This window comes from Gulosibacter chungangensis (assembly GCF_008831155.1).
Taxonomy (GTDB): domain Bacteria; phylum Actinomycetota; class Actinomycetes; order Actinomycetales; family Microbacteriaceae; genus Gulosibacter; species Gulosibacter chungangensis.
On sequence record NZ_WBKB01000002.1, the window covers coordinates 58,239 to 78,256 of the forward strand.

General features: G+C 63.2%; 17 protein-coding genes and 3 riboswitches. Of the genes, 9 read left to right on the forward strand and 8 right to left on the reverse strand.

Annotated elements, in window-relative coordinates; translation table 11 throughout:
- The first annotated feature begins 85 nt into the window (after nucleotides 1-85).
- The 6 genes from F8O05_RS03670 to thiD all read left to right on the forward strand — a co-directional run bounded on the left by F8O05_RS03670 (nucleotide 86) and on the right by thiD (nucleotide 8,045).
- On the forward strand, nucleotides 86-1,297 hold the full coding sequence (locus tag F8O05_RS03670; protein ID WP_158051415.1) for an NAD(P)/FAD-dependent oxidoreductase: 1,212 nt from the start codon (nucleotides 86-88) through the stop codon (nucleotides 1,295-1,297).
- An 85-nt stretch (nucleotides 1,298-1,382) separates the two neighbouring features.
- Entirely contained in the window at nucleotides 1,383-3,179 is a 1,797-nt protein-coding gene (locus F8O05_RS03675) for an HSP90 family protein (protein WP_192497025.1), read from the forward strand.
- A gap of 107 nt (nucleotides 3,180-3,286) precedes the next feature.
- Complete coding sequence (locus tag F8O05_RS03680; RefSeq protein WP_158051417.1) at nucleotides 3,287-5,515, forward strand: hypothetical protein; 2,229 nt, start codon at nucleotides 3,287-3,289, stop codon at nucleotides 5,513-5,515.
- A gap of 10 nt (nucleotides 5,516-5,525) precedes the next feature.
- Nucleotides 5,526-5,622, forward strand: a riboswitch (TPP riboswitch).
- Nucleotides 5,612-6,424, forward strand: a complete 813-nt coding sequence (gene thiM, locus F8O05_RS03685) for a hydroxyethylthiazole kinase (RefSeq protein WP_158051418.1) — start codon at nucleotides 5,612-5,614, stop codon at nucleotides 6,422-6,424. Its footprint overlaps the riboswitch before it by 11 nt.
- Nucleotides 6,421-7,143: a thiamine phosphate synthase gene (gene thiE, locus F8O05_RS03690; protein WP_158051419.1), complete on the forward strand. Its 723-nt coding sequence runs from the start codon at nucleotides 6,421-6,423 to the stop codon at nucleotides 7,141-7,143. The genes thiM and thiE overlap by 4 nt, the downstream gene beginning before the upstream one ends.
- Nucleotides 7,140-8,045 carry a bifunctional hydroxymethylpyrimidine kinase/phosphomethylpyrimidine kinase gene (thiD, locus tag F8O05_RS03695; RefSeq protein WP_158051420.1) on the forward strand — a complete coding sequence of 302 codons (906 nt, stop codon included), beginning with the start codon at nucleotides 7,140-7,142 and terminating at the stop codon, nucleotides 8,043-8,045. The genes thiE and thiD overlap by 4 nt, the downstream gene beginning before the upstream one ends.
- Here thiD and F8O05_RS03700 read toward each other — a convergent pair.
- From F8O05_RS03700 to F8O05_RS03725, 6 genes are all read right to left on the reverse strand, one after another.
- The gene (locus tag F8O05_RS03700) at nucleotides 7,956-8,729 is read right to left on the reverse strand and encodes an ABC transporter ATP-binding protein (RefSeq protein ID WP_158051421.1); all 774 of its coding nucleotides are present in this window, start codon (nucleotides 8,727-8,729) and stop codon (nucleotides 7,956-7,958) included. The genes thiD and F8O05_RS03700 overlap by 90 nt on opposite strands.
- On the reverse strand, nucleotides 8,719-9,498 hold the full coding sequence (locus F8O05_RS03705) for an ABC transporter permease (RefSeq protein WP_158051422.1): 780 nt from the start codon (nucleotides 9,496-9,498) through the stop codon (nucleotides 8,719-8,721). The genes F8O05_RS03700 and F8O05_RS03705 overlap by 11 nt, the downstream gene beginning before the upstream one ends.
- A gap of 2 nt (nucleotides 9,499-9,500) precedes the next feature.
- Nucleotides 9,501-10,544 (reverse strand): ABC transporter substrate-binding protein, encoded by a 1,044-nt coding sequence (locus F8O05_RS03710; protein ID WP_158051423.1) that lies wholly within the window; start codon nucleotides 10,542-10,544, stop codon nucleotides 9,501-9,503.
- Between the two features lie 52 nt (nucleotides 10,545-10,596).
- Nucleotides 10,597-10,692, reverse strand: a riboswitch (TPP riboswitch).
- Between the two features lie 29 nt (nucleotides 10,693-10,721).
- On the reverse strand, nucleotides 10,722-11,465 hold the full coding sequence (locus tag F8O05_RS03715) for an ABC transporter ATP-binding protein (protein ID WP_158051424.1): 744 nt from the start codon (nucleotides 11,463-11,465) through the stop codon (nucleotides 10,722-10,724).
- A gap of 3 nt (nucleotides 11,466-11,468) precedes the next feature.
- The gene (locus F8O05_RS03720) at nucleotides 11,469-12,461 is read right to left on the reverse strand and encodes an aliphatic sulfonate ABC transporter substrate-binding protein (RefSeq protein WP_158051425.1); all 993 of its coding nucleotides are present in this window, start codon (nucleotides 12,459-12,461) and stop codon (nucleotides 11,469-11,471) included.
- A gap of 50 nt (nucleotides 12,462-12,511) precedes the next feature.
- Nucleotides 12,512-13,405, reverse strand: coding sequence for an ABC transporter permease (locus F8O05_RS03725; protein ID WP_225735721.1), 894 nt, complete (start codon nucleotides 13,403-13,405; stop codon nucleotides 12,512-12,514).
- Nucleotides 13,396-13,491: riboswitch (TPP riboswitch) on the reverse strand. (Overlaps the previous gene by 10 nt.)
- Before the next feature lie 335 nt (nucleotides 13,492-13,826).
- Between F8O05_RS03725 and F8O05_RS03730 the strand changes: the two genes are divergently transcribed.
- Nucleotides 13,827-15,737 (forward strand): M28 family peptidase, encoded by a 1,911-nt coding sequence (locus F8O05_RS03730; RefSeq protein ID WP_158051426.1) that lies wholly within the window; start codon nucleotides 13,827-13,829, stop codon nucleotides 15,735-15,737.
- 196 nt (nucleotides 15,738-15,933) lie between these two features.
- Nucleotides 15,934-16,179 (forward strand): PspC domain-containing protein, encoded by a 246-nt coding sequence (locus tag F8O05_RS03735; RefSeq protein WP_158051427.1) that lies wholly within the window; start codon nucleotides 15,934-15,936, stop codon nucleotides 16,177-16,179.
- Here the strand turns inward: F8O05_RS03735 and F8O05_RS03740 are convergent.
- Nucleotides 16,176-17,519 (reverse strand): M20/M25/M40 family metallo-hydrolase, encoded by a 1,344-nt coding sequence (locus F8O05_RS03740; protein WP_158051428.1) that lies wholly within the window; start codon nucleotides 17,517-17,519, stop codon nucleotides 16,176-16,178. The two genes, F8O05_RS03735 and F8O05_RS03740, sit on opposite strands and share 4 nt — an antisense overlap.
- A gap of 109 nt (nucleotides 17,520-17,628) precedes the next feature.
- Between F8O05_RS03740 and argG the strand changes: the two genes are divergently transcribed.
- Nucleotides 17,629-19,050, forward strand: a complete 1,422-nt coding sequence (gene argG, locus F8O05_RS03745) for an argininosuccinate synthase (protein ID WP_158051429.1) — start codon at nucleotides 17,629-17,631, stop codon at nucleotides 19,048-19,050.
- 312 nt (nucleotides 19,051-19,362) lie between these two features.
- On the opposite strand, the gene F8O05_RS03750 is transcribed toward argG, so the two are convergent.
- The gene (locus F8O05_RS03750; RefSeq protein ID WP_158051430.1) at nucleotides 19,363-19,977 is read right to left on the reverse strand and encodes a hypothetical protein; all 615 of its coding nucleotides are present in this window, start codon (nucleotides 19,975-19,977) and stop codon (nucleotides 19,363-19,365) included.
- Between the last annotated feature and the right edge of the window lie 41 nt (nucleotides 19,978-20,018).

Here is a 20,018-nt window from a genome sequence, read left to right on the forward strand (position 1 = left end):
GCGCAGGCGCCTGCCAGACCCCGGTGGGAGGCTGGGAACACCCGCCAAAGTACGGGCGCAGCGTTGCGTTTTACAGGAGGTAATCATGTCGAGCCAGCAGGTCGCGAAGTCCGGAGTCGTCATTGTTGGTGGCGGGCTCGCCGCCGCGAATACCGCCGAGACTCTACGGTCCCTCGGGTATGAGCTTCCGATCACGATCATCAGCGAGGAACCCACTCTCCCGTATGAGCGGCCGCCGCTATCCAAGGAATTTCTGCTCGGCAAGAAAGAGATCGACGACGCCATCGCGCATGACGCCGCCTGGTATCAGCACCACAACGTCACCGTGGTGCTTGGCGAGCGCGTCACCGAAATCGATCGGTCAGCTCACACCGTGACGCTCGCCCTCGGTACGGTCTTGCCCTACGACACGCTCGTGCTTGCCACCGGCGCACGGTCGCGGACCCTGCCAGACACCGAGGCGCAGCAGCTCACGCTGCGCCGGGTTGAGGATGCGCAGTACATTCGCGAGCAGATCCCGCACGGTGGCCAGGCCGTCATTGTCGGCGCTGGCTGGATCGGGCTCGAAGTCGCGTCGAGCGCCCGGCAGCAGGGGATGGAGGTGACCGTGATCGCCCCGGGGAAGGTCCCGCTCGGCAAGATCATGGGGGAGCGCATCGGCGAGCATTTTGCCGAACTCCACCGCAAGCACGGCGTCGAACTCAAAATGGAGACGAAGGTCACCGGCGTTCTCGAAAAGGCTGGCCAGATCACTGGTCTTGCGACCTCGGCCGGCGATGTGCAAGCGGATCGCATCCTCATCGCAATTGGCGCCGTTCCCAATACCGAACTCGCCGAGGCTGCCGGGCTCGAGGTAGACAACGGCGTCGTGACCGATGCATCCCTGCGCACGAGCGACCCGGATATTCTCGCCGCGGGCGATGTCGCCAATGCCGAACACCTAACGCTCGGACGTCTGCGAGTCGAGCACTGGGATAACGCAATCCGCCAGGGGAAGCTTGCCGCGCAGACCATCATGGGCACCGGCGAACAGTACGATTGGCAGCCCTATTTCTTCACCGACCAGTTCGACCTCGGTATGGAATATGTCGGCCACGCGGATGCCTCGGCTGAGGTTGTTGTCCGTGGTGACATGGCTGCGGGGGAGTTCATCGTGTTCTGGCTCAGCGAGGGGATCGTGAAGGCCGCCATGAATGTCAACATTTGGGATGTTAACGACGACCTCCGGGCGCTGATCGGCCGCAAGATCGACCGCTCGGGACTCGAGAACCCGGATATTCCACTCACCAAGCTGTAGCGGGCGCATGAATTCCCTACATCCACAGCGGGATTCTTGCGGGGATCCCGCGAAGTTGCGGCCCGAGTGTCTCTAAGCTGACCTGGTGAATAAGGAGAACTTCCAGGTCGATCTGCGCGGCATCGTGCAGATCCTGTCGCACCACCTCTACTCCAGCCCACGCGTGTACGTCCGCGAGCTCATCCAGAATGCGCGGGATGCGGTGGTCGCCAGGCTCCAGATTGACCCGGACCTCCCCGCCCGGCTCGGGGGCCGGTCACCGATCGCAATCACGGTGGATGAGTCGCAGCGACTCGTGTCGGTTCGTGACTACGGTATTGGCCTTACGGAAGCGGATGCACGTAACCTCCTTGCGACCATCGGTGCCTCGAGTAAACGACAGGAGTTTGCTGCGGCCCGCCGAGACTTCCTCGGCCAATTCGGGATCGGCCTGCTGTCCTGCTTCCTCATCTCGGACCAGATCGAAGTGCGCTCGCGGAGCGCGAAGTCGCCCGAGAGCCCAACTATGCGCTGGGTTGGTTATGGCGACGGCACCTTCGCCGTCTCGCAGGCTGAAGAGCCACTCGACGAGCCCGGCACCGAAATCCGCCTCCACGCCCGAGCGGACGAAGCCGAATGGGCAAGTTTCACTCGGGTGCGCATCCTTGCCAGTCAGTTCGCCCGATTCCTCTCGTTCCCAATCACCGTAGAGTCGCGGCCGCAGGAGGGTAAACCAGAGCTTGTCAGCATGCAGCAAGCCCCGTGGCAACTCGCCGAAGTCGAGGCTGCGGCCTGGTGCGAAGCTGAACTCGGGTTCATGCCGCTGGCGATACTGCCGCTGCGTGTCGATTCGCACGGTGTGCGGGGAACTGCGTTTATCTCCGGCGTCGCGAGCGGTTCGCGCAACCGCGGCGGCGACCTCGTCTATTCGCGCGGCATGTTCGTCGCCAATGACAACACACAGCTGGTGCCCGAATGGGCAACCTTCGCGCGCGTGGTGCTGGAAGCAGGATCGCTCGGCCTCACTGCCTCCCGAGAGGCGCTCCAGGAATCAGCCGCGGTCAGTGACGTGCAAGCGGAGATCGGGCGGCAGATCCGCGCGGGGATCGAAGGGCTCGAGGCACAATCCCCGGAAGCCTTTGAGACCTTCCTGTGGGCACACGGCGAAAGCCTGCTCGCGATGGCGACCGGTGACCGGCAAATGCTCGACTTCGTCGCCCGCCATCTTGATTGGGAAACCAGCAGCGGCCGGATGCGGCTCACAGATATGCCGACCTGGGTCACCTACGCCGAAACTCGCGGTGACTTCAACACCTACGCGCCCCTGGTCGCGGCCCAAAGTGGTGTGCTCGTGAACGGCTCCTACGCGAACGGGATCAAGGTCCTCACCGAATATGACCGGGTACAAACGCGCCTGCAGCTGCGTCGATTCGACCTCAATGAGGTGCTGAACAAGCTTCCGACACCGGCCGAACACGAGCAGGAATTCGCTGAGTACATCGCACGCATCGCAGAGCCGATCCTTGTAGACCACGGGGTGGCGATCGAGGTTCGTTCGTTCTCACCGACGTCACTGATGGTGCTGCACATGCCCGCTGGCACCGCCAAATTTGATTTCGCGGAGGACGCCGACGATCCGTGGGCGGCAATGCTAGGCGACACTGCGACCTCGGCACGCTCAAGCACGGTCGATCTGCGCCCGAAACTCGTGCTGAATATTCGCGCCACCGCGGTGCAGGCCCTCGGCCAACACCTCGAGGCGCAAACCCGCACTGACTCGATCCGAGCGCTGTATTTCTTGAGTCTCCTCCAAGCGGGCCAGCGACTCAATGCGGAAGAGCAAGCGGGGCTGTCCGATTCCCTGCACACCCTGCTGCTCGCCGCATCCAGCGCCGCGCGATAGCGCCAATCAGCCAGCCACCAACTGACCTCGACTCGACTCCGAACCGCAACTCAACCGTCCCGAACCGCCATCGAACCGCCTCCGAACACGAAGGAACCATCCCAACCATGATCCGCTTTGACGAAATTCCGAACCTTGAGGGCGAGCAAGCGGAGCGAGTCCGCGCACTGATCGACCGCGGCAGTGAAATTTGGGATATGCCCGAAGATCTCTCGCAGGTCGAAGCGTGGGAGCGACAGGCTGCCGACTGTGAGGCCGAAGGGCTCCCGCACTATGTCGCCAGCGCCCGGTTCGGCCAGTACACGGTGTACAGCCAGGGCGGGCTCATCGGCGAGGCGCTCGGCGCCTATGCCCGACTCATGCAGGTGATCGCTCGCTATGGCGACTACATTGCACCGGAAAACGTGGCGCGATTCCTCGGCTCGGTCTCGAGCATTGCGGTCAATATGATCTCTGATCCGAGCATCCCGCGCGACCAGATTCAGCAGGTCATTGGGCTGGTTGAAGAACAGCTGCGCGCTCGCGGCATGGACATGTCGAACGTCTACCTCGCGCGTGCCGAGATTGCGACCGAGTTTGGGGATGCTGCGGCCATGCACGAGTGGCGCCACCGGTGGCAAGCCGAGGGGAGCGAGGAATGGCCGCAGTTTGACCCCGATACCGTGAGCCGCGAGATTGCAATAATCCAGCCGCTCAACCCGAATGAAGCGATTTCGGTGTTGGAGCAGCGCTTCGGGGCGATGGGTGTGCAGCCGGGACTGCTTGACCCGCAGCATCCGGAGTTCCACATGTTTGCGATGTTGCGTGCCCGACTCGGTGCGCTCTACACCCGGATTGGTCGACGGGATATTGCGGCGATTATCGGGGATGAGCTTCGCCAGCAGTTCTCGGCCGAGTGGCTCGCCCGCAATGTGATCATCGAGGAAGCACTCGCGGTGCTCGAGCACCGGCCCGAGGATGCGCTGGAGATCACCGACTATGCCCTCGGGGAAACCGAACTCGGTGCCACCGACTGGCAGCTGATTGCCGCAGTGGCGCGCAACCGCATCCTGGCCGATCCGCAGGGTGAGGAAGGACGATTGCTGCAGCAGCTTGCCGAAGACAATGCCCGCGCGCACGATGAGCGCAGCGGCACCGACTGGCATGCTCGCGAACTCGAGGAGTACTGGTTCGCGGGCTTGCCGGAAGGCCCGCGCCCAGCCATCGTTGATGACCCGAGCATCTGGAACGATGTGCCAACCCGCGCCGAGCACATCCTGCTTGCGGGCTGGCTGCCCCGCCGCGGCTCGCAGATCGCCCTTGTCGAGGCGCCGATCGCAATGCGGGACCGCTACGTCGAACTCTCGCAGCGCCCGTTTGAAATCTTGGATGCGGAAACCGCGGAGGAAGCGGATACGCAGCTCGAAAACATCCGGGAAGACGCCGAACGGTTCCGGCTTCCCGACCCGTATTTTGCAGCCCTCGTCATGCGTGTCGGGCGTGCCGCGAAAGACGGTGATGCCGCGTCGTTGATCGGACGCTACGCGCAGTCGCAGCAGGTGCTGCGCGACCACAAAGATGTCATCCAGCCGGGGCTTCGCGCCGCTGCCGAACAGGCATTTGCGGTCGTGATCAAAGCGGCCATCGCGGAGCCGCGCATCCCGCTCGAAAAGATTCGTGAGGTGATTGACACCGAGGCGGCCGTGCGGGAAATCACCGGAGCGCCGAGAGCTCCGCTTCTGCAGGCTGAGGCCGAAGTCGCCGCACACTTCGGCGACGGTGCCGCACTGCAACACCTTGTGGGCGAGATCGCCAGGGTCAGCGAGGCCGAACAGGACGCACTCGACCGTTTCGAGATCTGTCTCGAAACGGTGCGCGTCATTTGGCCCTATGCGCCGGACTACGCCGAGTCGCTCGTCGAGTGGGTGCGTTCGACCACCAGCGATGAGGCGCACCGGCGTGCGGCCACGGCATGGGCGGGCTGGTTCGCCCGTCGACGCGGTGGTGACAGTGGTGTGGACACTGTGCTGCAGATGCTCGAATCGGTGGACCGTGACGCCGACGAATTTGGCTCGGTGCCGGAAGCGATTCTGCTCGAACTCGGTACCGAGCGGCCGGATGAGCTGCCTTGGCTGATCGATAGCGTGGTCGAGAATCTCGTGCCCGGAGCCGGCTACGACCTGGAGAATATCGCCAGCCTGGCCACGATCCTGCTCGAGCATGCCCCGGAAGACCCACGCGGCCCGCAGCTGCGTGAGGATGCGCTGCGCATCGTGGCCGAACTCGACGCTCGGAATGGCAACACCTTCCACAGCGACATGCTCCGTCAGCGTTGGAGTGGGCTCCTCACCGTGTGATAGCGTTGCGGCCACTGACACGGGGTGCCGCCGCAATCGGCTGCTGAGATGAAACCCGTCGAACCTGTCTAGTTAGCACTAGCGAAGGAATGTCGAATGACGATCTGTACTGCCGTCCAGGCAGTGCGGGAGCGGGCTGCGCTCACGCACTGCATCACCAATAGCGTTGTCACCGGCTTTACCGCAAATGTCACGCTCGCTCTCGGAGCTTCCCCCGCGATGGTTGACATCGTGGGGGAAGCCGGGGACTTCGCCCGCGTCGCCGACGGCCTGCTCACAAACCTCGGCACGCCGACCCCGGAGCAGCGTGCGGCCATCCTCGAAGCGGTGACCGCGGCACAAGAGGCGGGCACTCCCTGGGTGCTTGACCCGGTGGCGGTCGGTAGCCTCAAGCATCGCACCGCGCTCGCCCACCAGTTGCTGGAACTGCGGCCGACTGTGATTCGCGGGAACCCCTCGGAAATCATTGCGCTCGCCGGCTTCGGCGTTGGCGGTCGCGGGGTCGATACCGCCGACTCGGTCGGGTCTGCGATGGCCGCAGCAGAATCGCTCGCGGAGCGCTTCGGCAGCACTGTCGCGGTTTCAGGACCGATGGACGTGATTATCGCACCCGATCGGCGCGCTTCCGTTGGCGGGGGATCGGCCCTCCTCACGAAGGTGACCGGTGGTGGATGCGCGCTCGGGGCGGTAATCGCGGCATTCTGCGGTTCGCTGGCCGATCCCTTCGAGGCAACGGTGGCGGCGCACGCCACGTATTCGGCCGCGGCAGAACTTGCCGAATCGCGCTCGCAGGGGCCGGGGAGCTTCGCCGTTGCCTTCCTCGATGCCCTCTCGGCAGTCGGGCCCGAACAGATCGAGTCGATCTCGGTGGATTATGTGAATACCCGAACGGAGGAGCTGGCACGATGAGACAGCGAGTGGTGGATGCTCTGCCGGTGTATTTGGTGACCGACGATGGGCTCTGCGCGGCCGAGGGGCGCACCGTGGTGGACACCGTGCGTGCGGCCGTCGACGGTGGCGTAACCTGCGTGCAACTGCGCGGGAAGACACTCTCAGCACGCGAATTGCTGCAGCAAACCCTCGAGGTGGCTGCAGCCGTGGGGGACCGGGTACCGGTGCTCGTCAATGACCGCGTGGACGTCTACCTCACCGCTCGCGAAGCGGGCGCCGCGGTCGCGGGCGTGCACATCGGGCAGTCGGATCTTCCTGTGGAGCTCACGCGGGCCGTGATCGGCCCGGACGCCATCTTGGGGCTCTCGGCAGCAACCCCGCAGCAGCTCGCGAACATAACTCCAGGCACCGTCGACTACGTGGGCATCGGGCCGGTGCACAGCACCGCCACGAAACCGGATGCTCCGACCGGGCGAGGGCTCGAGTGGGCGGCTGGAATCGTGACCGAGGCACCGGTCCCGGCCGTCGCGATCGGCGGGCTTCGCGCAGCCGACCTTGAGGCGCTCAAAGCTGCTGGATTCGCGGGAGCCGCCGTCGTCTCCGCAATCTGTTCCGCAACCGACCCAGAAGCTGCCGCACGGGCGCTCGCGGAACGCTGGGCTGCGCATCCGGCACCGGCACCGGCCCCGGCCCCTGAACCGACGTTGGCATCCGCACTGTCGGAGCGTGTCTCGTGACCGGTGTAGCACCCGAGGTGCTGTCAATCGCCGGATCCGATCCGAGCGGCGGCGCGGGAATCCAAGCTGACCTCAAGACCTTTTCGGCGCTCGGCGCGTACGGGATGACCATCATCACCGCGCTGACCGCGCAGTCCACCCGCGGCGTCACGGCCATTCACCCGGTACCGGTGTCGTTCGTGCGGGAGCAGTTCGACACGCTGCTGGAGGACATCCAGCCGAAAGCCGCCAAAATCGGCATGTTGGGGAGCGCCGAGCTCACACGAGTAGTGAGCGAATACGCGTCGAAAGTGCCGAACCTCATTCTCGACCCGGTGATGGTTGCGACCTCCGGTGATCGACTTCTGGAAGAATCGGCGATCGTCGCGGTCCGTGATCTTTGCACTCGGGTGGATCTGATTACGCCAAACCGCTATGAAACCGCGGTGCTTCTCGACACGAACCCGGCCCGCTGCCTCGATGAGCTGATCGACCAAGCGTTGGAGCTGTTTGAACACGGCGTCAGCCGCGTACTTGCCAAGGGTGGTCACATGGAGACCGCAGACGGCCGTGCCACCGATGTCTTCGTGGATGATCTCGGTGACGTGACGCTCCTCAGCTCACCGCGCGTGAACACGCGTAATACGCACGGCACCGGCTGCACGCTCTCAAGCGCCATAGCGGCCCTGAGCCCGCGGGCAGGGGACTGGCTCACCACCATTCGGAAAGCGAAAGCCTACCTCGGTGAGGCACTAGCGGCTGCGGATGCGCTTGAGATCGGGCACGGCAGCGGCCCCGTCGACCACTTCGTACGATGGCGGTCGACGGCAGACTCAACGGTCGCCAAGGGCCTCCAGCAGGGTCCGCTCAAGCCTGGCGAACTGCGGGTCGACGAGCGTGTTGAGATCTCGTGGCCTCGGTAGGTCGATCTCGATCACTCGGCGCACGGACGCGGGGCGCTCACTGAGCACGACCACGCGGTCGGAAAGCAGTATCGCCTCGCGCACATCGTGGGTGATGAGCAGGGCCGTCCAGTCGTGCTCTGCCCAAACCTCCTGCAGCCAGGTTTGCAGCTCTCGCTTGGTCAGTGCATCCAGCGCCCCGAAGGGTTCGTCAAGCAGGAGCGTGCGGCGCTGTTGCACCACCGTCCGCAACAGCGCCGCACGCTGACGCATCCCGCCCGAGAGTTCAAACGGCAGGGCATCTTCAAACCCCGCCAAGCCGAAGTGGGAGAACCACGGCCGCACCTGTTCGCGAGCCTCACGACGCGGGACGCCTTGGACTTCCAACCCGAGCGCGGCATTCGCGAGGATACTCCGCCACGGGAAGAGGAGATCTTTCTGCGGCATATACGCCGTGAAATCTCGCCGGCCGAGTGCATCCTCCCCATCGAAACTCACGCTGCCGGAGGTGGGTTGGTCGAGGCCCGCGAGGATGTTAAACAGCGTGCTCTTACCGCATCCAGACGGACCTATGATCGAGACGAACTCGCCCGGATCAACTGAAAACGACACCTCGTCGAGCACGCGCAGCGGCTCGCCGCCTCGGCGTGGGAATTCGCGAACGATGCCGTTCACTGCCAGTCTCGGCGTCACATTAGCGTTCAAGGGCTGCGCTTCTTTCTTTACCGTGCCAGGGGATCACCAGGCGCTCGAGCAGGTAAGTGGAGAGGTAGAGGAGGATGCTCACGGCCGCGGTCACCGCGACCGCGGCCAGCACGAGATCGGTACGGAAGGCGTTCTTTTGCACGCTCATGTAGATCCCGAGCCCTTCTTTCGCGCCCACGTACTCGGCGAAGATCGCGCCGATCACCGCGTAGGTGATGCCGATCCGCAGCGAGGTAAAAAACAACGGCAGCGCAGAGGGAAGGCGCACGAGCACAAACTCGCGCACCCGACCCGCGCCCATGCTTCGCAGCAGTGCGGAGGCTTCCCGGTCGGTGCCCGCAAAGCCTTCCACGAGCCCGATCGCGATCGGGAAAAACGTCACGAGGGCAACCACCAGCACCTTGGGCAGTAGCCCAAAACCGAACCAGATGATCATCAGCGGCGCGATGGCGATGATCGGGATGGTTTGGGATGCGACGAGAAGCGGTATCAGCCCGCGACGCATCAGCGGTGAGAAATCGATTGCGATTGCGATCAGCCAGGCGGCGATCAGCGAGACACCGAAGCCGACGGCGGTCACCCCCAGCGTGGCCAGGGCGTGATCGGTGATCGTTGCTCGCTGTTGCCAACCCGAGGTTGCAACCAGGGACGGTGCCGGGAGCACTTGGGGCTGCACCCCGGTGAGGCGCGCGGCCGCCTCCCACGCCGCGATGAGCGCGGTGAGGAAGGCGACCGGAACCCAGAGATTGAGCCAGGGACGAGTCCGCACGCTTAGTCCTGCAGGTACTCGTTCGTGAAGAACTCGCTCCAATTGGGCTGCTCCGTAAGCGGCGCGCCATCGGGGCCGGTCAGGAGGCCCGCCTCAAAGAGGAATTCTCCGAGCTCACTCCAGTGCGCTTCCGTCTGCACCCCAAACTCTCCGTGTTCATCGAGCATGTACCCCTCCGAGAGCATCGTTTGGCTCGCGACGAGCATGTCGAGATCGGTGAGGAGCCCAGCGTTTTCTTCCTGCAGGATCTGCGCTGCGCCCGCCGGGTCGGCGATCGCATCCTCATAGCCGTGCGCGAGTGCCTGCACGAAATCGCGAGCTGCCTCGGGGTGAGCATCCAGCCAGCTGCCGTTGCCGACAACCACGACCTGATAGGCATCCGGGAACCCGTAGTCGGTGTACGCGAAGGTCTTCAGCTCGACCCCCCGCTCCTGCGCCTCAATGCCCTCCCACGCGACATAGGGGACGGTGAAGTCCACGTCTCCGGAATACAGCGCCTCGTAGGCGCTCGTTCCGAGCACGACGGTCTCAAACTCACCTTCGCCGCCGGCTGCCTGCACGACGGACTGCATCGTGATGGTTTCTGCCGGGTTGTCGAAGCCACCAAAGACCATGCCGTCGAGATCGGCCGGGCTCTGGATGTCATCACGGTCGGCGAGCACCGCAACTTCCGTCGCCCAGGTCTGTTCTACGGCGAGCACCGATTGCAGGTCGGCTCCGGAGGCAATCGACATGCTCGCGGTGTCCTGGAAACTAATGCCGAACTCTGCCTGGCCGGCATTGACGAGCACCTCGGGATTGCTGTTGTTGAAGGGCACGATTTCCACGTCGATGCCCGCCTCCTCGAAGTAGCCCTTGTTGAGCGCGACGTAGAGGCCGGTGTGATTGGTGTTGGGCGTCCAATCAAGCGCGAAGCGAATCGTGGTGTGGGCGTCGTCGTTATCTGAGGCACCTTCGGCTGCGGAATTTGCGCATCCCGATAGGGCGGTGATGGTCAGCAATGCGGCCGCGGCGGGTAGCCAGCGGCGCTTTGATGTTGAAAACATGGGCTCTCACTTTCTTTCGTGGCGAAGGAAGGCGGAGCGGTGCGATGACGTGCATCGGTCATCTCGACATTCCCTTCGCCAGTACGAACTGGATCAGGTTCGACGGGTGTGGTCTCAGCCGCGGCTCGCGGCACCCCGTGTCATATGGGTTTATTTGTGGTTGGAACTACTACGGCTTTAGCTTGTGAGTGACTCGGTGTTCACCCCCAACGTGGTCAAGAGTTGGTCGCGAAGATCGAGGAGCGCAGGGTCCTTGGCGGAGCGCGGATAGGGTGCGTCGATGGTGGTGTCCACGATGATTCGTCCCGAATCGAGCACGAGGATGCGCTGGCCAAGCTGGACGGCCTCGGCAACATCGTGGGTCACCATGACCGCGGTCGGCCGGTGTCGCTGCCAAAGGTTCACCACGAGCTCCTGCATGGTCAACCGAGTCAGCGCATCCAGCGCACCAAAGGGTTCGTCGAGCAGCAGAATACCGGGGTTGCGTGCGAGGGCCCGGGCCAGGGAAACCCGCTGGGCCTCGCCACCCGACAGGGTGAGTGGCCAGGCATCCATTTTCTCGGCGAGCCCGACTTCCTGCAGCATTTCCCGTGCGCGCTCGCGGGCGGCTCGACGTGGGAGTTTCAGGCCGAAGGTGACGTTTTGCCAGACCTTCTGCCAGGGCAGTAGCCGCGCATCCTGAAACGCCATGGCGAGCTCTCCCTGCACGGTCAGTTCGCCCGAGCTGGGTTCGTCTAAGCCGCCGATGAGCCGCAGCAGCGTGGATTTCCCGGTGCCGCTGCGTCCGAGCAGCACGATGAACTCTCCTGCATCCGCCGCGAAATCCAAGGCGTCAAGCACCGCACGATCCGCGAACCTGCGGGTGAGTGCGTGCGCTCGGATTCGGGTAGTGAGGTTTTCCGGCCGAGAGTCGTCCCGCAACGGTTATTCCTCGAACTTGAAGTACGTGCCGTTAAGGTCGGGCGCCTGATCGATCAGACCGTAGTCGGCGAGGTCGGCGGCATGCTGCTCGAGCATCGCGATCTCGGCGTCACCGATCGGGTAGAAGGTGTAGGGCGGCCAGCTGAGGATCAGATCGATGACCTCCTCGGAGGCACCATTGGTCCGGTAGAGCTCGGCGATGATCTCAGGGTCTGTGGCGGCAGCCTGGCTGGATTCCGCAAGCGTGGCGGTGATCGTCTGCACAAGCTCCGGATGCGCTTCGGCGAACTCCTGGGTGACCCACTGGAAGGTCCAGTTCAGGTTGTCGATATCGGTTCCGGTGACCACCACGGTCGCTCCCGGCACCAGCTGCGCGCTCGCGAAATACTGGTCCCAGGTTGCCCAGGCATCGACGCTGCCGCTATTGAAGGCGGAAGCGGCATCCTCGGGCGCGAGGTATACGAATTCGACTTCCGAAGGCGCAATCTCGGATTGCTCGAGCGCCCGCAACAGGAGGTATTCGCCGGTGCCGCCCTTGTTCACCGCGACCTTCTTGCCGCGCAGGTCCGCAACTTCAGTGACCGCGGATTCCTTGGTTGCGACGATGCCGACCGAGGCGGAAATGTCCTCAATCCCGATCACCACGACGGGGGTGCCGCTCGTGATGGCCGTGATGTAGTTCGTGAGGCCACCGGTACCGACCTCAATGTCGCCGGCGTTTGCCGCCTCGAGTGCCGGTGCAAATGCTGGGAAGGGCCCCTTCCACTCGACCTGAGCATCCCGCTCGGCAAGGACATCCTCGAGCAGTCCGGTGGTCTGCGCCACCGACAGTGACTGGTAACTATTGGTCGGGCCAATACTGACTGTGGTGACATCAGCGCCGGAACTCTCGCCCGAGGCTGCGTCGGAAGCAGCGCATCCGGAAGCGAGCAGCGCGAGGCCGGTGAGGAGCGCGCCGCCGAGGGAGCGCCGCAATCGTGGCTGGCTTTTGGTCATGGTTGTTATTCCTTCCAGTGGAGGGTGGAGGTGAGGATGCAGCGGTCGCGTTAGCTGCGTTGCGCGTTCGGTCGCCAGCGCAAGAGATAGGTTTCGAGACCGCGCACGATGAGGTCGGTGAGCACACCGAGCGCCGCATAGAGGAGGATGCAAACAATCACCACATCCGTTTGGCCGTACTGACGGGCCGTGGTGAGGAGGAAGCCGACGCCGGCATTCGCGCCGATGGTTTCCGCGACGATGAGTGCGACCCAGGCGAGGCCGAGTCCGTGCCGCAGCCCGGCAAGGATTTGCGGCAGTGCGGCGGGGATGAGCACTTGCAGCGCGGTTTGGAAGCTCGACAGTCGGTACAACTGGGCGAGTTCAAGTAGCCGTCGGTCGACGCTTTTTATGCCCGAGGAGGTGTTGATGTAGAGCGGTACTGCGGTGCCTACGATGACCAAGGCAATCTTCGGCGCCTCATCGATGCCGAACCAGAGAATGAATAGTGGCACGAGTGCCGTGAACGGGATAGCGCGGACCATCTGCATCGGTTTGTCGACGAGATCTTCGCCGAGTCGCCAGAAACCCGAGACCAGCCCGAGCAGAGTCCCGCTCAATATCCCGACCGTCATGCCAATGAGCACCCGGGGGAGCGAAGCGAGAATCGCCTGGCCCAGTTGCCCACCGACTGCGAGGTCGAAGAACGCCGACCAGATCGCGCCCGGCCCCGGCAATACCCGTTCGTTGAGCCATCCGAGGACGTCCGCGAACTGCCAAATGGCGAGCACCACGAGGACCGACAGCCAAGGTCGGAGCATGCGAAGGAACGTCCGGAACACACCGCTGAGCTCGCGACCGGAATGGCGGTTACGCGGCGTTGCGGTCGCGATTGCGGATGGCGCCGTTCGAGGGTGCACGGTGGGCAGCACCTGCGGACGGCGCTTCGATTGCACATCAGTCATCAAGACATTCCCTTCGCCAGTACTAACTGGATCAGGTTCGACGGGTGTGATCTCAGCCGCTGATTGCGGCACCCCGTGTCACGATCAATCATCCTAGATGATCGATTCCGTTCTGTTCCACTGTCAGCCGGGAAAGTTGCCGCTGACGGCGGAAACACGAAAAATCACAAGTGTTGGGAATGCGATACCCTCGACAAGGAGTTGCCCGATAGCGGGCGCTCTGAACAAATACCTTTTTCGGTGGCGAGTGCCTCGGGCCGATCGACAACCGCAATCCAACGACGGATGGCGGTGACCACCCGCGGCGAAGGATCTGCGTACTGAAAAGGGTCGTGCACTGTTGTCAGAGAGGACATCGTTAGTGAACCGACAGCAAACCATTCACCCGAGAACGAGAATAAAGCGCAGAACATTGCTGGGCTTGAGCGCAGCCGCAGCGGTAGTGCCGCTAGTAATATCGACCGGCATCGCGAACGCGGCACCAGCGCCCGAAGGTGGCATCGAGGCCATTGAATCGGGCACCTACATCCCCGGCTACCTCGATGAGTATCTGAGCCAACCGGTGGCCGCCGATGTGTTCGGTCACGTCGAGCATCTCTCGGTAGATATCGGCCCGCGAGTCGCCGGAACCGAGGCAGAGGATGCGGGCATCGCCTACGTCCAGTCGCTCCTCGACTCGTATGGCTACGAAACCGAGATCGAAACATTCGCCACTCCGGTATCGGACTTCGCCGATGTCACGCCGAGCCGCGATGACGTCGAAGGAACCGGCAGTTGGCAGTTCCGTCCGGCAGCCAATGCGCTGTTTACCGGCCCGGATGCCCCGGTGTCTGGTGAGGTCATCGACATTGACGACGGGAGCGATCTTGCCGCTGCCGATATCGCAGGCAAATTTGTGCTCGTGAACTGGATGCAAAATGCCACGAACCGCAACGCACTGCTCAGCGATATCGCCGCACAAAATCCTGCCGGCATCATCCAGACCCAAACCACACCGAACGGCGCGATTCCGAACCCCGGTTCGGTACCCGAATCGGTGCAGGGCACGATCGTGACCTCGGTGGGGACGATTCAGGGGGAACGCATCCGGGCACTCCTTGAAACCGAGGCACTCTCGCTGAGTATCGTGACCGACCAGAGCACCACCGAGAGCTCGAACGTGATCGGCGTCCTCCCCGCTGTCGGTGACAGCGAGGGCACCGCGCCGATCGTGTACATCGGCTCGCACATTGACTCGGTCGTTGGTAGCCCCGGCGCGAGCGACAATGCCTCCGGCGTTGCAATCATGCTCGAGTCGGCTCGCATCCTGGCGCTCTATGACTGGGATGTGGAAATCCGAATCGGTGCCTGGGGTGCCGAAGAACGCGGCATTATTGGTTCGGCGTACCACGCGAACCAGCTCACACAGGATGAGATCGACCGTACGATCGGTGCCTGGAATATGGACATGGCCGGGACCTCATACTTAGGGACCGAAGAGCAGCCCACCGGGTTCTGGGGCCTGTCGGTGAACCCGGACAACGCCGACAACGACGTGCTGAACTTCGCGAGCGAAGTGACGCAGCACCAGGGTGAAGGTGAGCTCAACCGCGGCTATGTCGGTCGCAGCGACCACCAGTCTTTCCACGATGTTGGCATTAATGCCGCGGTGTTCAGCTGGATGTTCTGGTCGGAGGACACCTCCATCGTGCTCGAACCGACCTATCACCGACCTTCGGACACCATCGACAACATCTCGGAAGAGCGCCTCGGTATTGCCGCGCAGTACATTGGCGGTTCGGTCTTCCTGGCCTCGCTGAACGAGGTGACCGTGTCGGTGCTGGCCGAAGACGGTTCGGCGGCCGCCGGTGTGCCCGTCGCCATGCAGTGTGGTGAGGATGACGGCTGGCGCGAGGTTGGTGAAACGGATGAGTCCGGATCGATCGCGACGCTCGCCCCGCATGTGGAGTGTGACTTCGCGGCACTCGCGGAGGATGGCACTCGCGGCGGTTCGCTTGACGAGCAGATCTCGGGCGACACCGCAGTGAGCATCGCTCTTGAAGCGGCAGTAATCCCGCCGACGGACACAGAAGAGCCGACGGACACCCCGGCACCTACGGAGACGTCCGGGCCAACTGAGACCGTCACACCAACCGAACCGGGTGACACGACCGCGCCCACACAGACCGGCGGTACGGGAGGTGACTCGACCGATGCAGGGAACAAGGTCGACAACGGCCTGGCACAGACCGGTGCTTCGATTACCGGCGGAGTGCTGCTCGCCGCAGCACTCGTTGCGGCCGGTGCGTATCTCGTCACCAAACGAAATCGAATCACTGCAACCGATGAGTGACTAATGCAGTGCTAGCCAAGACTCCACGAAGCTCGTGAGTCCTTGGCGGTGGGGCCCGGCCTAGGAAGCTATGTCGGGCCCCACCACGCTTAAGCGTTCAGCGCTGCCACGCGACCCACCAAGACCGGGTTTTCCGGAAGGAAATTGCGGGTCAGCTCCACGGTGATCCTCGGAGTCGGTGCGTATCGTCGGGGCCATGAGCAATATCTTTGATGGAATCCGAAAGAGTCGCTTCCGCCGCGGCCCGAGCCGCCTTCTCGGCGGTATCGCCGGTGGACTCGCGACCACGACCGGCCTCAACGTCTGGCTGGTCCGGCTCCTTGTGCTGTTGTCCTTTCTGCTGCCGGTCTTCGGCCTCGGCATGTATCTCGTGGTCTGGGCGCTCACGCCCTGGCAAGACAGCAGCATCCCCGCGGAGCAGGTTTTCGGCAGCCGGAACTAGCGAGCATGCCCTGCGTCACCGAGCACGACCTCGGCGAGTGCTCGCGTGGTCAGATCAATCGATTCCAGGTCGATGCGTTCATTGTGTGCATGCAGCCTGTTCCGAAACTCCACGAGCGGTAAGCGTTTCGAGATGAGCCCAAAACCATACACATTCGCCCCGAGGGCCCGCAGGAACCGGCCATCACTGCCACCCGGGCCAATTCCAACCGCGGGGATCGCATCCGGATAGTGCCTCGCGAACACCTCGAGGATGCGGTTATACAGTTCCGTGCCGGTGGGCGAGGTGTTGCCGGGCGTGAATTCCGAGCCGCTGATCCGGATCACGTCTTGCCACGGTTCGAGCACCTGCCGCAGCCAGGCATCAACATCCGCCTCGGTTTGCCCCGGCAGCACCCGAATATCGAGATCAACGGTTGCCTCGCCGGGGATCACGTTCAGCTTTTCTCCCGCGCGAACCACATTGGGTGACACCGTCATGTGCGTGAGTGCGTGGCCGAGCCCCGCGAGCGACCCGAGTTCCGGAAGCACCGCATCCAATCGTTCCGGATCGACGAGTGCCTCGGCGGTGTCCGAATCCAGATGCAGGGCTGAGACAAACTCCGGCCAGTAGGGGAGCACCATCGGCGGTGCCGGGTTGCGCAGGAGCGCCAGCACAATCTCGGATGCGGCTTCCGCGGCACTGCGGGAACCCCACGGCACGGCAGCGTGGGCGGGTACCCCGGTGACATGGATGCGGCGGGGCGCACGACCTTTCTCACCAATACCGATGGTGATCCCCGAGTCGGCGCGGGACGGGTCGAGGAGCACGCCGCCCTGCTCGGTGAGGACATCATCGGCACGCAGGAGCTCGGGGTGATGCTCGACGATCCAGCCGGTGCCAAAGTCACCGCCAGCTTCCTCATCGGCAACAGCCGCGAAGATGAGGTCACCGAGGGGTGGCTGTTCCGATTCGATGGCGCGCTTGGTGATGACCGCCATCGCCGCGGTGAGCGTGAGCATATCCACCGCGCCGCGACCCCAGACCTCGCCATCGACAATTTCGCCGCTAAATGGCCCGTGCATCCAACCGGCCTTCTCAACCGGGACCACGTCGATATGGCCAAGTAAGAGGATCGAGCGAGCCGATGCATCCCGCCCGGCGACCCGAACAATCAGCGAGGCGCGGCCGGGATGCGGTTCGACCACGTCGGTGGTCACCCGCGGGGACTCGAGTGCCTCGCCAAAATACGCTTCCAGAGTGCGGACGTTGAGGATCTCATTGCCGGAATCCGGGGTGCCGTGGTTCACCGCGGCATTGCGGATCAGGGCTTGCAGCAGGCTCGTGGTCTCATCGGACATGGAAGCCACGCTACTCGGATGCCTTCGAATTCCGCAGGAAGGCGAAATGCGATGGTTAGGAGCCTAAAACCGGCAATTTGAGTCGCCCGCTCGCGATAGGCTTACCCCTATGTCCAAGGTTCTTTCTAATCTTCCCGTCGGCGAGCGCGTCGGCATTGCCTTCTCCGGTGGCCTCGACACCTCGGTCGCCGTCGCATGGATGCGCGAAAAGGGCGCGATTCCATGCACCTACACGGCGAACATCGGTCAGCCCGATGAGCCAGACATCGATGCCGTTCCCGGTCGCGCCAAGGAATATGGCGCCGAAATCGCACGCCTTATTGACGTGCAGGAACTGCTCGTGCAGGAAGGGATTGTCGCGCTGCAGACCGGCGCTTTCCACATCCGTTCCGGCGGTAAGACCTACTTCAACACCACCCCGATCGGTCGTGCCGTTACCGGCACCATGCTCGTGCGTGCCATGAAGGAAGACGGCGTCGACATTTGGGGCGACGGGTCGACCTATAAGGGCAACGATATTGAGCGTTTCTACCGCTACGGCCTGATGGCGAACCCGAACCTGCGCATCTACAAGCCTTGGTTGGATGCACAGTTCGTGGAAGAGCTCGGTGGCCGCAAGGAGATGTCTGAATGGCTCGTGGAGCGCGGTTACCCGTACCGTGACTCGACCGAGAAGGCCTACTCGACTGACGCGAACATCTGGGGTGCCACGCACGAAGCGAAGGACCTCGAATTCCTCAACAACGGTGTCACCATCGTCGAGCCGATCATGGGCGTTGCCCCGTGGGACGAGTCGATCGACATCAAGACCGAAGACGTCACGGTCACTTTCGAAGCCGGGCACCCGGTTGCGATCAACGGCGTCGAGTACACCGACACCGTTGCGCTGGTACGTGAAGCGAACATCATCGGTGGCCGCCACGGCCTCGGTATTTCGGACCAAATTGAAAACCGCATTATCGAAGCGAAGTCGCGCGGTATCTACGAAGCTCCGGGCATGGCCCTGCTGCACGCCGCCTACGAGCGCCTCGTCAACGCGATTCACAACGAAGACACGGTGGCGACCTACCACAACGAGGGGCGCAAGCTCGGTCGCCTCATGTACGAAGGCCGCTGGCTCGACCCGCAGTCGCTCATGCAGCGCGAGGCAATCGTGCGCTGGGTTGCGTCGGCCGTGACCGGTTCGGTGACGCTGCGCCTGCGCCGCGGTGACGACTACTCGATCATGAACACCGAGGGCCCGAACCTCTCGTACCACCCCGAGAAGCTTTCGATGGAGCGCGTTGGCGATGCCGCCTTCGGCCCCGACGAGCGTATCGGCCAGCTCACCATGCGCAACCTCGACATCGCGGACTCACGTTCGCGTCTCGAGCAGTACGCAGCCCAAGGCATCGTTGCGGGCGAAACCGCAGCGCTCGTGGGCAAGATGGAAGAGGGCGGCGCGCAGGCAATCGTTGCCGGTGGCGAGCAGGACCTCGAGGACCTGAACGCAGTCTCCAACCTCGCAGCGTTCGAGGCTGGCACCGACTAAGCCACAGCATCCTTGGCTGAAGCTGGCCCTTGGCAAGATATCTCTTGCCGAGGGCCAGCTTCGTGGTGAATGCGTTTGAAAGAAAGAGAACCTACGGGCGATGAAAAAGCTGGTGTGCGAATTGTGTGGCAGCAATTCCTCCACACCGCTGAAGCTCGAAGGTACGAACAACTCAACAAGACCTCAGTCGAGATGCGGAGATTCAACCCGAGCTTTGTATTGCAAGAGCCGAGGTCTCGAAGAACTGGTAAATACCGCGGCCAGGGTCGATTCTTCTGAGATGCACCTCGGGCTAGTAATCAACCGAACGCTTTACGCGAGCTCCCGTTCCTGCCTCGTCTCGGCTCGAGCATCCTCGTTCGGGGCGAACTGAAACAGCATCGAATACACGGGCCCGGTCAAGAGCCAAATGACATTCACCAGGGTGACGCGGCCTACCCACGCCCACAGCGGATCGTTCCAGAGTTCTTCCATTGACTCAGGCACCCACCAGCCCGAGAACGCTTTCATGAGTATGAGCGCGGCCACCGCGATCGCCCACGCGACGAGTATCCGCAGCCACTCGCGCCACTCGTACCTGATGCGCTTAGGCCCGGACTTCGGCACTCTTGGTGGCTTCGGCCCACCCGCGAAGCGGTGCGCGAACCAAGCATCGACGCTGCTGATGAGTCGGTGCCCGAAGCCAACGCTGAAACCCAAGTAGAGCGCCGCGAACCCGTGAACCCCCGTCGGTTCCGTACCCCGCGAGAGGTCGAACGCGACGAGACCGATCAGCACGAGGTCAATCAATGGAACACACACGAGCAATACGTTGCTGAGTCGCCGCAGCTTGAGCAGGTAGCGGGCTGCCAGCCCGACAAAGAGTAGTACCCAGAAGCCGATCTCCGCGGCAACGATCGCCCCAACAACAAACGTTCCTGTATCCATGCCTCAAACGTCTCAGGTCGGCAACCTCATCCACATCGCCC

Excerpts from the sequence above, each read along its gene's own strand:
- argG (WP_158051429.1), top strand. The coding sequence starts at position 17,629 with ATGTCCAAGGTTCTTTCTAATCTTCCCGTCGGCGAGCGCGTCGGCATT.
- thiM (WP_158051418.1), top strand. The coding sequence starts at position 5,612 with ATGACGATCTGTACTGCCGTCCAGGCAGTGCGGGAGCGGGCTGCGCTC.
- F8O05_RS03735 (WP_158051427.1), top strand. The coding sequence starts at position 15,934 with ATGAGCAATATCTTTGATGGAATCCGAAAGAGTCGCTTCCGCCGCGGC.
- F8O05_RS03750 (WP_158051430.1), bottom strand. The coding sequence starts at position 19,977 with ATGGATACAGGAACGTTTGTTGTTGGGGCGATCGTTGCCGCGGAGATC.
- F8O05_RS03740 (WP_158051428.1), bottom strand. The coding sequence starts at position 17,519 with ATGTCCGATGAGACCACGAGCCTGCTGCAAGCCCTGATCCGCAATGCC.
- F8O05_RS03670 (WP_158051415.1), top strand. The coding sequence starts at position 86 with ATGTCGAGCCAGCAGGTCGCGAAGTCCGGAGTCGTCATTGTTGGTGGC.
- thiE (WP_158051419.1), top strand. The coding sequence starts at position 6,421 with ATGAGACAGCGAGTGGTGGATGCTCTGCCGGTGTATTTGGTGACCGAC.
- F8O05_RS03710 (WP_158051423.1), bottom strand. The coding sequence starts at position 10,544 with ATGTTTTCAACATCAAAGCGCCGCTGGCTACCCGCCGCGGCCGCATTG.
- F8O05_RS03720 (WP_158051425.1), bottom strand. The coding sequence starts at position 12,461 with ATGACCAAAAGCCAGCCACGATTGCGGCGCTCCCTCGGCGGCGCGCTC.
- F8O05_RS03680 (WP_158051417.1), top strand. The coding sequence starts at position 3,287 with ATGATCCGCTTTGACGAAATTCCGAACCTTGAGGGCGAGCAAGCGGAG.
- F8O05_RS03725 (WP_225735721.1), bottom strand. The coding sequence starts at position 13,405 with ATGACTGATGTGCAATCGAAGCGCCGTCCGCAGGTGCTGCCCACCGTG.